The 14,131-nt window shown below is 39.9% G+C and carries 12 protein-coding genes; 5 read left to right on the top strand and 7 right to left on the bottom strand.

All coding sequences use genetic code 11. The features are described 5' to 3' along the window. Positions 1-47: 47 nt before the first annotated feature. Both BM015_RS04070 and BM015_RS04065 read right to left on the bottom strand, forming a co-directional pair. The gene (locus tag BM015_RS04070) at positions 48-497 is read right to left on the bottom strand and encodes a CBS domain-containing protein (RefSeq protein ID WP_090654699.1); all 450 of its coding nucleotides are present in this window, start codon (positions 495-497) and stop codon (positions 48-50) included. Positions 498-673: 176 nt separating this feature from the next. Further along, positions 674-1,906 (bottom strand): ABC transporter permease, encoded by a 1,233-nt coding sequence (locus tag BM015_RS04065; protein WP_090654697.1) that lies wholly within the window; start codon positions 1,904-1,906, stop codon positions 674-676. Between the two features lie 141 nt (positions 1,907-2,047). Here BM015_RS04065 and BM015_RS04060 point away from each other — a divergent pair, with 141 nt between their 5' ends. The 3 genes from BM015_RS04060 to BM015_RS04050 all read left to right on the top strand — a co-directional run bounded on the left by BM015_RS04060 (position 2,048) and on the right by BM015_RS04050 (position 4,066). Further along, a complete protein-coding gene (locus tag BM015_RS04060; protein ID WP_143075744.1) occupies positions 2,048-2,626 on the top strand; it encodes a hypothetical protein in 579 nt (192 codons plus the stop codon). A gap of 410 nt (positions 2,627-3,036) precedes the next feature. Next, positions 3,037-3,279: a hypothetical protein gene (locus BM015_RS21360; protein WP_143075743.1), complete on the top strand. Its 243-nt coding sequence runs from the start codon at positions 3,037-3,039 to the stop codon at positions 3,277-3,279. Beyond that, positions 3,251-4,066 (top strand): sensor histidine kinase, encoded by an 816-nt coding sequence (locus tag BM015_RS04050; RefSeq protein WP_090654691.1) that lies wholly within the window; start codon positions 3,251-3,253, stop codon positions 4,064-4,066. Before BM015_RS21360 ends, BM015_RS04050 begins: the two co-directional genes overlap by 29 nt. A 39-nt stretch (positions 4,067-4,105) precedes the next feature. Here BM015_RS04050 and fmt read toward each other — a convergent pair whose 3' ends face one another. From fmt to BM015_RS04025, 5 genes are all read right to left on the bottom strand, one after another. After that, on the bottom strand, positions 4,106-5,047 hold the full coding sequence (gene fmt / locus BM015_RS04045) for a methionyl-tRNA formyltransferase (RefSeq protein WP_245751215.1): 942 nt from the start codon (positions 5,045-5,047) through the stop codon (positions 4,106-4,108). 121 nt (positions 5,048-5,168) lie between these two features. Beyond that, on the bottom strand, positions 5,169-7,346 hold the full coding sequence (locus BM015_RS04040; RefSeq protein ID WP_090654689.1) for a S9 family peptidase: 2,178 nt from the start codon (positions 7,344-7,346) through the stop codon (positions 5,169-5,171). Between the two features lie 171 nt (positions 7,347-7,517). Further along, positions 7,518-9,065 carry an Rne/Rng family ribonuclease gene (locus BM015_RS04035; protein WP_090654687.1) on the bottom strand — a complete coding sequence of 516 codons (1,548 nt, stop codon included), beginning with the start codon at positions 9,063-9,065 and terminating at the stop codon, positions 7,518-7,520. Between the two features lie 269 nt (positions 9,066-9,334). Next, positions 9,335-10,174: a tetratricopeptide repeat protein gene (locus BM015_RS04030; protein WP_245751213.1), complete on the bottom strand. Its 840-nt coding sequence runs from the start codon at positions 10,172-10,174 to the stop codon at positions 9,335-9,337. A 23-nt stretch (positions 10,175-10,197) separates the two neighbouring features. Next, entirely contained in the window at positions 10,198-10,488 is a 291-nt protein-coding gene (locus BM015_RS04025) for an HU family DNA-binding protein (protein WP_090654685.1), read from the bottom strand. 195 nt (positions 10,489-10,683) lie between these two features. On the opposite strand from BM015_RS04025, the gene BM015_RS04020 reads away from it, so the two are divergent. Together BM015_RS04020 and recN are read left to right on the top strand one after the other, a co-directional pair. Continuing rightward, the gene (locus BM015_RS04020; protein ID WP_090654683.1) at positions 10,684-12,309 is read left to right on the top strand and encodes an ABC-F family ATP-binding cassette domain-containing protein; all 1,626 of its coding nucleotides are present in this window, start codon (positions 10,684-10,686) and stop codon (positions 12,307-12,309) included. Between the two features lie 117 nt (positions 12,310-12,426). Next, a complete protein-coding gene (gene recN, locus BM015_RS04015) occupies positions 12,427-14,082 on the top strand; it encodes a DNA repair protein RecN (RefSeq protein WP_090654682.1) in 1,656 nt (551 codons plus the stop codon). The last annotated feature ends 49 nt before the right edge of the window (positions 14,083-14,131 follow it).

The following is a 14,131-nucleotide window of genomic DNA, read 5'->3' as shown; positions in this document are numbered from 1 at the left end:
TGTGGCAGAAATAAATTTAGACAGCTTTAAGCGGATTGCTTTAGCAATTAACTGCTGGATTTTAAGAATTCTATCTGGTGCGCTTCCAGTTCCTTTCTGCCCTGTTCATAATCGGCCATGGCTTCCCGCATAAGATCGTGGATGGTAATAATGCCAACGAATTTGCCTGCATCAAAAACAGGAATATATCTTGCTTTGGAGCTGTTCATCAGCAACATAAGCTTACTGGTAGAATCTTCGGGAGAAGCATTTACAAGGTTGGCCGTCATTATGTCCTTTACTTTCGTTGTTGCGGAATGCCTGTTTTCAAGAATTACTTTATGCGTGTAATCCCGCTCTGAAAATATGCCTATGTATTTATTGTCATCGTCTGTAACGATGAGGTAGCTGATATTTTTAGATTTTAACTGGCCAATTGCATTCAACACATTTTCGTTTTGATCGATGTAATTAAACTGTGCCCCTTTTTGCTGTAAAATATCTTTGGCGGTGCGCATGGTTATAAGTTTGCTTTGCTGCAAATGTACTTGTACAGTTTTAATGCCTGTATAATATTAATGTAAAAACTAGTAAAACGCTTCGAATAAATAATGCTGATGTTGCAACAAGTTCACAGGTTTTATTCCTAATCCCTCACTAATCAACCCAATCAACTTTTCAACCAATCAACTCCTCACCTAAACTGAATTGCCTTAACCGGCCTGATGGTTTTTACAAGCCATGTGGGGATTAGCAATGCTAAAAAACAAACTAGCAATGTGGCTGCGCACACAGCAATTACCTGCCACCAGATGATATAAACAGGCGCTTCCGAAACATAGTAAGCAGCTTCATTCATTTTTATAAAACCGGTTTGCTGTTGTAAGATGCAAATACCCAATCCGAATAGAAGGCCTATGAGAATACCCCGCACAGCAATAATACCTGCATGGTAAAGAAATATTTTTTGTATTACCCAGTCGCGGCAGCCAAGCGCTTTTAAAATGCCCGTCATTCTTGTGCGTTCAAGAATTAGTATTAATAAGCAGGTTACAAGATTGATAATGGCAACAATGGCCATAACTGTAAAAATTACATTGCGGTTTACATCCTGTATCTGCAGCCAGTCGAATATATTGGGATAAATCTCTTTAATGGTGCGGCTTATCCATGCCTGCGGCAGCATTTCATACAGCATGGAGTTGATGGTGTCCATTTGTTTATAATCTTTCAGAAAAATCTCATAGCCGCCTATCTCGCCATGATCCCAGTTATACACGCGGCGCAGCAGGCGTATATCGCCTATGGCAAAGGTTTTATCATATTCTTCAATACCGGTTTTAAAAATGCCGCATACCTGCAGCCGCCTTACGTTTGCCCTGCCTTCCTGCTGGTTAATAAAATAAACATTTACCGAATCGTTCAATTTTATTTGCAGTTCGCTGGCAACAGGTTCTGAAATTAAAATCTCCCTGCTGTAGCCCGCGGTATCAAATTTTGGAAAGCGGCCCTGCTTTAAAAATGTTGTAAGGTTATTAAAATCATAACCTGTATCTACGCCTTTAAAAAGTACGCCTTCTATTTCTTTATTCTTTTCAATTACGGCGCTCTTGGTAGCGAAAGCCTGCACCTGGTTTACCTGTGGAAAAATATGCAATATCTGCAGTGTTGTATCGTTGGGTTGCCAGGGCGTTTCTTCGGCAATCATAGCTTTATCAGGCTCATATTCCTGCACGCGCAAATGCCCCCAGAAGTTGAATATTTTATTGCTTACCGCATATTGAAACCCGTTTACAAAAGCCAGTGTAATAATCATAGCCGCCACGCTCAAGGCAGTTGCAGCGGTGGCCAGTTTTATAATAAACCTTGAAAAGGAATGTTGTTTATTAAATGCTATACGCTTTGCTAAAAATGTTGCGAGTTGCATAGAAGTTGGTAAAGATAAGTGTTAGTTGAGAGTTGATTTTACAGCGTGATTGTAAACTTTATTAAAACAGTTTTGGAAGGTTTAGCTGCATGAAAAAGAAATGCGCTGAAGACGTTATCTTTGGCTGCTAAAAGCCCCGTTATGACAAGAAAACTACCTTCTTTTATTTGTTTCCTTATAGCTGCTAACTTTTGTTTCAATGCCAGTGCCCAGGTTTCCGTAGCCGTTATGTCTGTTAAAGGCGCTGAAATAAAGAGAGTGCTTAATAATTATGCAAGCGGTATAATTGTTTTGCAGTTTAAAACTGATGATGGCACGCATTTTTATGCAGACGCTTCAGCGTATAACTCGCATATTAATCCGCCTTTTAGCAGTATAACACTGCAAAAATCATCAAACATAAATTTACCCGCTGATACATTTATACTGTCCACATTAAAATGGAGTTATTCGCTTGATTCCATTCCCGGAGGTTTAGATACTTCCAAAACCTATTATTTAATTCCTTTCTATCAAAACCCTTATGTGCTTTATAAATTTTCAGCGCAAAGCCCAAAGGCATTGCTGAAGGATGTAAAGGTGGATGGGTATGAAAATTTAACCTTCGATATGCTGGATGAGCTTGACGCAGCTACCAGGAGAGAAGTGCTTGGAGAAATTTATAAAAAGCTGGCTGCTGCCAGGAGTTTTAACCCGGTTCCGCCAAGCCTTGTTCCATAACCTTGATCATTCTTTATATTTTACAATGGACGGAATTATGGGCAACCCTGTTGCCCATAATTGTGTGGCTTTTTTGCAAGCCGCACAATTATTATTTAAAGCCGGTTAAAATTTACCTCGCATTAATACTATGCCTGTATTTAGGCTCTTATACCGTTTACTTTAATATAATAGATAACAATCATTTTTATTACACACTTATTTCTGTGTGCAGGCTCAGTTGCTTTATGTGGTTTTTTGCACGAATAGAATTGTTGCCAAATAAAAAAATTATACCGGTTGTTTACGGCACAGCCATTATTATAATCCTGCTCAATTTTATATTTCTTGAAGATTTCCTAACGGCATTCAGTTCAACCACCTTTAGCCTCGAAGCTTTAATTTTGCTCGTACTATGCATATTGTATTTTTTGAAAAAGCTTAAAACGGATGAAGTTTCCAAACGGGTTGATATTTCTTCTTTTATTATAATGGGCCTTGCAGTTTACGAAGCTGTTTGCTTTCCGCTGTTCCTGTTTTATAATGCACTTATTAATAGTAATAACCATTATGCTGCAGCTGTTTGGAATATTGTTCAGAACATCAACTATCTTGTATTTTGTTTATTTATAGCAAGGGCGTTTTATGGAAATTCTAAACATACCGGCAATTAATATTACAGTATTTGTTACTGTGGCTATTGCCGCAATGTTATTGCTTATTATAAGTTTTTTAATTGCATTCAATACCAGCCAGCGTAAAAAATTTCAATACCAGCAAAGCCTGCTGCACTTAAAAGAAGAACAGCAGAACGAACTGATAAGGGCTGCGGTAATGAGTGAGGAAACAGAACGGCACCGCATTTCAGACCAGTTGCATGGTGAAGTGGGCGCATTGCTTTCGGCAACAAGATTGTACCTGTATAACCTGCATGCCGAGAAGATGGGAGAAAATGAAAATGAAATTTTTCAGAAATCGATTGAGCTATTAAATGAATCCATTCAGAAAGTGCGTTTTATATCGCATAACCTGCATTCAAACGTTTTAAAGGAATTTGGTTTGAATGAAGCCATTTACAGCTTCACCCAAAAACTCAACCAGCCGGGCAAGTTAGATATAACAACGCAGTTAGATGAATCGTATGAATCAAGAAACCCTGAAGGCGCTATCAGCATTTACAGGATATTGCAGGAACTGTGCGGAAACATTATTAAACATAGCGCCGCCACTCAATTAAATATTCAGTCTTTTGTCTCGGGGGGCAGGCTTCGCTTTGTGATAAAGCATAATGGCGAGGGCTTAACGCAGCCGGAATTTGAAAAGCTGCGTTACGAAAAAAAAGGCCTTGGTTTAAAGAATATTCAAAACCGTATTATTTTATTAAAGGGCAGCATCCTGTTTGAAAGAATTGGAGATGAAAATATAATTGCATTCACAATTCCCCTTAGCAGCGATGTATAAAGTGTTGCCGGCAGCCGGTAACTTGTAACCTAAAATCTGCTAATTAAACCTGTAGCCCCGTAAAAAATCTTCTATATGCATTCGTTTCTTTCCCTGCAACTGCACATCACTGCAATAAATAAAACCATCAGCACAGGCAAATTTTAAATAGGTTTTATTATCGGTGTGAAAAGAACCATTTGAAAAATTGTGTGTTGCTGTTTCTTTTTCAGCGGAAAAAATTTTAAGCACTTTATCATTCAGATAAGTAAAAGCAGCCGGGTAAGGCGATAAGCCGCGAATTAAATTATAAATATCTGATGCATTATTGTTCCAGTCTATTTTGCAGGTTTCAGTGTTTAGTTTAGGCGCATGTTTGATAGTGAGTTGTGAGTTGTGAGTTGTGAGTTGTTGTTGCTCTTTAATATTTCCCTTAGCTATTTCATTTATTGTTTTTACAATTAATGATGCGCCTAATTCTTTCAGCTTATCATGCAATTCCCCTGCTGTTTCTTTTTCTCCGATAGCCATTTTTTCCTGCATTAAAATATTGCCCGTATCAATTTCATGCTGCAGTTTAAAAGTGGTAATGCCTGTTTCTGTTTCACCATTTATAATAGCCCAGTTTATAGGCGCCGCTCCGCGGTATTGCGGTAATAAAGATGCATGTACATTAATCGTTCCAAGTGGTGGCATGTTCCATACAGTTTCGGGCAACATGCGAAAGGCAACTACCACCTGCACATCTGCCTGAAGTGATTTTAACTGCTCAACAAATACAGGGTTCTTTAATTTTTCCGGTTGAAGAATAGTGAGGCTTTTTTCAACGGCATATTTTTTTACAGCGCTTTGCTGCAACTGCATGCCGCGGCCCGCAGGCTTATCAGGCGCGGTAATTACGCCAACAATATTACAGCCGGCATTTACCAAAGCTTCCAGGGAAGCAACGGCAAATTCGGGTGTGCCCATAAAAACAATGCGCAGATCTTTTAATGTGCTCATACACGCAAAGTAAAACAGATGAAATTAAGTTTTAATGGTTTTTCACACAAGGGAGCTAACGGAGATGTATTATTCTCAAGTGCCCTTTCTGTCATCCGTCATCTCCTATCTGTCATCATTCCTACCTTCCTCCCGGCGGGCAATACTGCTGCAAAAAAGTAGTATAAAGATTGCGTAAATGCTTTGTGGTCCCCTCGCCTTCATTTATGCTGTGCGTACGGTTTGGATAAGGCATAAACTGGAATATCTTATTATATTTTATCAGTTCATTTATCATCAGCTCTGCATTTTTATAATGCACATTATCATCGCCCGTACCATGAATGATGAGTAAATGCCCCTGTAAATTTTTTGCATAGGTAACAGGCGAACCTGCAATGAAATCTTCCTTGTTTTCCTGTGGCAAACCCATGTAACGTTCCTGGTAAATATTATCGTAGGTAAGCTGGTAATCAACCGCAGCAATGGAAATGCCTGTTTTATAAACATCAGGAAACTGGAACATGCAGTTAAGCGTTGTGGAACCGCCGCCGCTCCAGCCCCATATTGCAACGCGGCTTGTATCAACAAACGGCCATTGAATAATTTTCCTTGTCGCCATACCCTGGTCGCGGATATTAATACGGCCAATATTCCGGTAAATAGCTTTACGCCATTCAGCGCCTTTGGGCGCAGGTGTACCGCGGCCATCAAGGCTTATATAGATGTAACCATCATCTGCCATGCTGCCGTTGTACAAAAAATTAAATCCTGCACCGTATTTGTCAACAACTGTTTGCGAAGCTGGTTCTGTATAAACATAAAACACTACGGGGTATTTTTTGGTTGAATCAAAGTTGGCGGGCTTTACCATCCAGCCATCCATTGTAACGCCATCATCTGTAGTAACCTGGAACATTTCTGCATGTGGTAAGCTTCGGCCATAGCCTGCATTGTCTTCCTGTTTAATTATTTTATGCTGCGGAAGGCTTACCCAGTCTTCTACAGGCGCTGTGTTGATATTTGAAAATTCATGCGAAGCATACAGGCCGTTGGGAGAAAGATCGTAATCGTGTGTGCCGCTTTCATTGGCAGGCGATAAACGTTCAGCTTTGCCTTTGCCGTCCATTTTTACGCGGTAGAGATATTGCTGTGTGGCATTATCCGGTGAGGCCATAAAATACACATAACTGCTTTTATCATCATAGCCATTCAGCGTAATAATGTCATAATTGCCGTTGGTTAAAAGCGTTTCTTTTTTACCATCCCTGTCAATTAAATAAATGTGCCGCCATCCATCTTTTTCACTCACCCATAAAAATGCGTTGCCCTTCTTCACCCATTCCCATCCTGTTTTAAAATTATTATATGCCCATACATTTTTATTATCAATCCATGTCTTGCTGGCTTCTGTATAAATTTCACTGGTATTGCCGGTAGCTGCATCGCAGTACATGAGCTTAATTTCATTTTGCTTGCGGTTGAATTGTTGTATGATGAGTTGTGAAGCATTAGCAGCCCATTCCATGCGCGGAATATAATGCTGCTGCGGATCGCCGGGAATATTCATTTTAACCGAATTGCCGCTGGCAACATCCACGGTGTAAACATAACAGGGTGAAGGATCAACCCCGGCAACAGGATACTCAACAGGGTTTACAAACGGGTAAGTTGAATCGATATTATTGATCATTAAAAAGTTAGGGATTTTTGTGGCATCTACTTTCCAGTAAGCAATAGTTTTACTGTCGGGACTCCAGCGAAAACCATCGCGGCAATCAAATTCTTCTTCATACACCCAATCGAAAGTGCCGTTTATCATGCGGTCTGTGCCATCTGTTGTAAGCTGCTTTGTAGTGCCTGAATTTAAATCTTCCACATATAAATTATGATTGCTAACATAGGCGATATTATTACCATCGGGAGAAAATTTTGCATACATGAGCGAAGATGGCGGCAATGATTTTCCAACCTGCTTTAAAGATTTATCGGCTGTATTTAAAACCCAGTAATCGCCGCGGGTATCGTAACGCCAAACCTTTTTACTGTTTGTATAAATGAGCAGTTTTTTGCCATCAACAGAAAAGAAAAAATTGCGCACATGCAACGGTTGCGCTGCGCCGGCCGGCGTTAATTGCTGCGCAGTGGCAATTGTTGTTACGGCAAACGAAGGCATTTCAACTTTAATAATACCATCGGCAGAAGCCTCATAATAGCTGTTGCCGTCGGCAGCCCAGTTAATACCGCGGGGCGGCTGTGCAAGTGTGATTAATGAGAAACAAATGCCAACAATCAGCAATAATGATTTGAATATTTTCATGCATGAATTTTTGAGATGGCGAATGTAAAACATCCGGAAGAGTATTAAATAGACAGCCTGAATTTGACAATACTTTTAACTGAATGCGGTAATAAGGCCTTACAATTTTTGCATCTGCGGCATAAAAAATCCCCCGGTGCACCGGGGGATTAATATCTTGAAATTATAAGGTTAGAATTTTATTTCTTCTTCCTGTGCATCAAAGAAATGAAACTCTGTTAAGTAATAATCAGGATTGGATTTTACACGAATGCGGGTTTTGTACTTGCGGTTCCATTTCCAGGCAATGGAGAATAAGCCCTTGGTTAAATGTGAATACAGGTAAGGATGAACGTTTATGGTAAGGTTCTTATGCTTATGCGTTACAAGATAATTAAGGCGGTTTTCAATTTCATCCACCAATAATAATGTAGGCGCTACTTTGCCGGTGCCATTGCAGCTTGGGCAAATTTCGGAAGTGTTGATGCTCATCTCCGGCCGCATGCGCTGCCTGGTTATTTGCATCAGCCCGAACTTTGAAATGGGCAGCACGGCATGTTTTGCCCTGTCTGGCCTCATAAAACCATCCATTGCTTCCTGCAGTTTTTTCTTATTGTCAGGAAGTTTCATATCAATAAAATCAACCACGATAATGCCGCCAATATCACGCAAACGTAATTGCCTAGCTATTTCTTCAGCCGCTTCCAGATTGGTTGCCAGCGCATTTTCTTCCTGGTTATTGCTTACGCTTTTATAACCGCTGTTTACATCAATTACATGCAGCGCTTCAGTGTGCTCAATAATTAAATAAGCGCCGCTTGGAAGGTTAACGGTTTTACCAAAGGCTGCTTTCACCTGTTTGGTTATGCCAAACTGGTCGAAAACAGGTACGCCGTTTACATGATTGGTTACAATATCCGCTTTTTCGGGCGCTATCTTTTGTATGTAAGAGCGGGTATCATTATAAACATTGCGGTCGTTAATAACAATGCGGTTAAAATCTTCGGTAAGCAGGTCGCGCAGAATGCTGGTTGTTTTATCCTGTTCGCTCAGAATCTTCGCCGGCGCTTTGGCAGCTTTCAGGTTCTGCTGAATGCTTTTCCAGGTTTGAATAAGCTGGGAAAGGTCTTCATGCAGTTCTGCTGTATTTTTCCCTTCTGCCGCTGTACGCACAATCACGCCGAAATTTTTGGGTTTTATGGCGTCAATAATTTTCTGAAGGCGTTTCCTTTCTTCCGAGCTATGTATCTTTTTTGAAACTGCAACGATGTCATTAAAAGGCGTTATTACCACGAAGCGCCCCGGCAGCGAAATTTCACAGCTTAGCCTGGGCCCTTTGGCAGCGATAGGTTCTTTTAAAATCTGGACCAGTATTTCCGGTTTGCCTTTTATTACTTCACTTATTTTCCCTGTCTTCACTATTTCCGGTTCTACCTCAAATTTTGAAAAATCCAGCACTTCATTATCTTTTTGCTGGATGGCCAGTTGTGTAAATTTTAAAACAGACCGGGCGTAAGGGCTAAGGTCTGTATAATGCAGGAAGGCATCTTTTTCAAAGCCTACATCAATAAAAGCTGCATTTAAACCGGGAATTAATTTTTTTACTTTGCCAAGGTACAGATCGCCGACAGCAAAACTGGCATCCGCTTTTTCGTGATGCAGTTCTACCAGCTTCTTATCTTCAAGCAAGGCAATTTCAACGCCATTGGTTGTGGCGTTAATTATCATTTCTTTGTTCACAAATTCATTCTTTATTATGCCATAATTAAATTACAAAAATGCCTGTACAGCAAGCATGTACACGCAGCATTCGTACAAGGAAGGAAAGGTAAGGCAGAGGATAGGGGAAAAACCGGCGCAAGGGCTTTGCGCCGGTAATCAAATTTATCTGTTTTTCTTTTTATGGCGGTTCTTTCTTAATCTTTTTTTACGCTTATGCGTTGCTATTTTATGACGTTTTCTTTTTTTACCACAAGGCATATCAAATAATTTTGTTTTAGTGATTTAAATTATTGTAATGATTTAATTCTATCCTCAATTTCTTTCCTGGCTTGTGGTACCTGAATGTAGTTTAAAGCATTTTTATACCATTTTGCCGCTTCTGGTTTATTACCCAAATGTTCGTAAATGCTGGCGAGGTTTAAAATAGCTTCAATATTATCCGGTTGTTTTTTTACTACGGTGAGAAAGCGTTCAGCCGCTTTATCGTATTGGCCACTTTGAATACCGCCAAGGCCCAGCATCATTTGCGCATAAAGGTTATCAGGGTTTTTATCTGCAATCTCCCGAATGGCAAGAATGCCTTGCATGGGATTGTCAGAAATATTACCAAACATATAACAAACACCAACGCCAACTTTTGAGGAATCGTTGTTGGGATTTATTACAAGCGCTTTATCAAATAACTCTTTGGCTTGTTCCGCCAGCCAGTGCTGCTGAGAGGCATCAGTTGCAGACATCATGTCATCCAACAGCAAATGGGCTGCAAATGTGAGATTTTTTTCAGAATTTTCCAACTTGGCAGCTTCGCCGGTATAATAGGCGCCCATTATTGAATTATGCAGCGTATCTGCCCAGTAAGAAGATAACTGGTGGTAAACATGAATCTGCTGGTCGCGCACATCGCCACGCACAACGCTGTTTTCAAGCTGTATTATTTTTTGAATCTGCTGGGTATCAAGCCCGCTTTTAAATTGAGAGATAACTGCATCGGTTGTTAAATGTGCCGGTGCATTGGCTGTGGCCGTGGCAGGCGTACCCTTATCAGGTGGAATTGTATTACCGAAAAAAAATAACAGCAGCAACACCACAATACCTGATAAACCTAAAATCCATTGTTGTTTTCGCACGAAAAAATATTAAGGCTGCAAAGTTACTGCTGCGTAGGCATTTGCTTTACTTCATTCACAAATTCTTTAGAAGGCTTAAAAGCCGGAATGTAATGTTCCGGAATGTGAACGGCAATATTCTTTTTAATATTGCGCCCAATTTTAGCAGCTCTTTTTTTGGTAATAAAGCTTCCGAAACCGCGGATGTAAATGTTTTCTCCTTTGGCAATATTCCCTTTAATTTCCTTAATCAATGTTTCTACGGTTACCAGCACGTCAACCTTGGGGATGCCTGTTTTATCTGATATGTTATTGATGAGATCAGATTTGCGCATGGTGATTGATTTTTAAGATGAATGTAAAAACAACCCTAAATGTAAAGCATTCATTTTGAAAACAAAAGGAAATTTCAATAAAAAAATTATTTAATGCCCTGATTAGCAAATCAATGTATTTAAAGAAGTTCTCCAGCTTGATGGATTGGGAGGGTTGTTTTACTTTTGCGCCTTCAAAAAAATTAAGGGTAAGTAATGATTAGTGTAAGAAATGTTACGCTGGCTTATGGCAAGCGTGTTTTATTCGATGAAGTTAACCTCAGTTTCACCAGGGGAAATTGCTATGGCATTATTGGCGCCAATGGTGCAGGCAAATCAACCTTTTTAAAAATATTAAGTGGGGAAATTGAACCCAATAAAGGCGTTGTTGAAATTACGCCCGGCGAACGTATGGCCGTATTAAAACAAAACCAGTTTGAATTTGATGAACAAACTGTTTTAAATACGGTATTGATGGGCCATGCCAAGCTTTGGAAGCTGATGCATGAACGCGAAACTATTTATGCCAAAGCAGATTTTGATGAGGAAGATGGCATGCGCGCCGCCGAACTGGAAGGGGAATTTGGCGAAATGGGCGGTTACGAAGCCGAAAGCAGCGCCGCCAGTTTATTAAGCAGCCTCGGTGTTACCGAAGAATTTCATAACAGCCTGATGCAGGATATTCCCGGCAATTTAAAAGTGCGTGTATTGCTGGCGCAGGCGCTGTTTGGTAACCCGGATATTTTATTATTGGATGAGCCTACCAACGGCCTGGATATTGAAACCATCGGCTGGCTCGAAAACTTCCTGGCTGACTATGAAAATATAGTTTTGGTGGTGAGCCACGACCGTCACTTTTTAGATGCGGTATGTACCCATGTTGCCGATGTTGACCGGCAGAAAATAAAAATATTTACCGGCAACTATACATTCTGGTACGAAAGCTCACAGTTAATGAGCCGCCAGATAAATGATAAGAATAAGAAAATTGAAGAAAAACGTGCAGCACTATTAGATTTTATTGCGCGTTTTTCTGCCAACGCTTCCAAGAGTAAGCAGGCAACTTCCAGGAAGAAAGCGCTGGAGAAATTAAACGTAGAGGAAATTGAACCCAGTAACCGTCGTTATCCCGGCATTATTTTTCAGCCCTTGCGCGAGGTGGGCAATCAAATTCTTAATGTAGAAAATCTTAGTAAAACTGTTGATGGCAGAAAACTGTTTGATAAAGTAAGTTTCAGCGTAAATAAGGGCGAAAAAATTGCCTTTTTTAGTAAAGATGCGCTGGCAATAACCAATTTCTTTGAAATCATCAATGGCAATGAACAAGCCGATGGCGGCAAATTTGAATGGGGCACAACCATTACAAAAGCTTACCTGCCGCTGGAAAACACTGAATTTTTTACGGAAGGATTGACGCTGATAGAATGGCTGCGCCAATATGTGCCGCCGCATGTTACAGATGCCGATGAACCTTTCCTGCGCGGATTTTTAGGCAAAATGCTATTCAGTGGTGATGATATTTTAAAGAAAACAAATGTTTTAAGCGGAGGCGAAAAAGTACGCTGTATGATCAGCCGCATGATGCTGCAGAACCCTAATTTAATTACGCTCGACCAGCCTACCAACCACCTTGACCTGGAAAGCATACAGGCCTTTAACGAAGGCTGCCAGGTATTCCCTGGTATTGTATTAATTACTTCGCATGACCATACGTTTATACAAACGGTGGCCAACCGCATCATCGAACTAACACCAACCGGTACCATTGACCGTTTGATGGATTTTGATGAATATATGCAAGATAGCAGGGTGCATGCACTGCGGGAAGAGATGTATAAATAATCTGTTCTATTTTTTTATAGAAAAAAGGCCTGGTGACTTTAAAAGTTATCAGGCCTTTTTATTGCAAAAGCATATCCTGCAATAAATAGTCTTTTACTTTTTATATTAATTTGCCTCATGCTTTCAAAGCTTGTTATACAGAACTACGCTATCATAGATTTCATCGAAATAAATTTTTCTGAACACTTCAATATTATTACCGGCGAAACCGGCGCCGGTAAGAGTATTCTGGTGGGTGCTTTAAGTTTGATTTTGGGTGAACGCGCCGACTCATCTTCCTTATTAAGCAAAGAAAAAAAATGTTTTGTTGAAGGCATCTTTAATATAGAAAAGCGAAGGAATGTTGTAAAGTTTTTAAATGATAATGATTATGGTGAAGATGATGAACTCGTTTTGCGGCGTGAGATTGCGGCGAATGGAAAAAGCCGTGGTTTTATAAATGATACCCCTGCCAATATTCAGCAATTAAAACAACTGGCTTCCATGCTGGTTGACCTGCACCAGCAATTTGATACACTCGAATTAGGCGACAGCGATTTTCAGCGTGAAGTATTGGATGCGCTCGCCGGCAATGAACGATTGCTTGCAGAATATATTGGCATGTATAGTGAATGGAAGCAAACACAACAGCAATTAGAAGCATTAACTGCATCTAAAAATAATTTTCAGAAGGAGCTTGATTATAACCGGTTTTTATTTGATGAACTGCATGAGGCTAACTTCAGCGAAAATGAGCTGGAAGATTTAGATAATGAACTGCAGTTATTGAGTAATGCAGAAGAAATTAAAATGGCTTTAGAAACTTCGGTATATGAATTAAAAGAAAGTGAGCAACCCATTGTTCAAACATTAAAGCAACTGGTAAATAAGCTAAGCGTTTTTGCTTCTTTTAATGCAAACCTTGAAGAAATAATCAAACGCCTGCAAAGCACACAAATTGAACTGGCCGATATCGGCAATGAACTGGAAAATTTAAACAATGATGTAAACTACGATGAACAGCGCATCAATTTTATAAACGAGCGGCTGGCAGTTGGTTATAAACTACAGAAAAAACATGGCGTTCAATCAACCAAAGAATTGCTTGAGATAAAAGAAACATTACAACAAAAATTAGATGATGTTTTAAATATTGATGAAGCTATCCGTTCCACCCAAAATACATTTGACCGGCAATTAAAGCAGCTTGAAACATTGGCGGAAACACTTTCATCAAAGCGAAAAAAAGTGGTGGATGCATTTGAAAAAAATGTGAACAGTTTGCTTGCGCAGGTAGGCATGCCGAATGCAGTAATTAAAGTTGTGGTTAGTGATATTGCGTTGCATGCATTTGGCAAAAATGCAATTGAGTTTTTGTTCGATGCTAATAAAAGCAACCGCTTTGAACCATTGCGCAAAGTGGCCAGCGGCGGTGAACTAAGCAGGCTAATGCTTTGCATAAAATCGCTGGTGGCAGAAAAAATAAACCTGCCTACTTTAATATTTGATGAAATTGATACCGGTATTTCCGGTGAAGCTGCCAAACAGGTAGGTGTAATTTTAAAACAACTGGCCAAACAAAGGCAGGTAATTTCCATCACCCATCAGCCGCAGATAGCCGGTAAAGCCGATGTGCATTTTTATGTGTACAAGCAGGTAAAAAATGATATGGTTAATACAAATATCCGCCAGTTAAATACAGATGAACGCATCCAGGCGATTGCCCAAATGCTCTCTGGCGAAAAACCTACTGCTGCGGCAATTGAAAATGCAAGAGAAATGATTGCTAACTGAGCTGTGCAGGATTATCATAAAAAATAACCAAATTTTCATTTGGTTTACC

Source organism: Parafilimonas terrae (genome assembly GCF_900115755.1).
Taxonomy (GTDB): domain Bacteria; phylum Bacteroidota; class Bacteroidia; order Chitinophagales; family Chitinophagaceae; genus Parafilimonas; species Parafilimonas terrae.
Note: the sequence above shows the minus strand (reverse complement) of the source record. Positions and strands in the feature narration are given on the sequence as shown.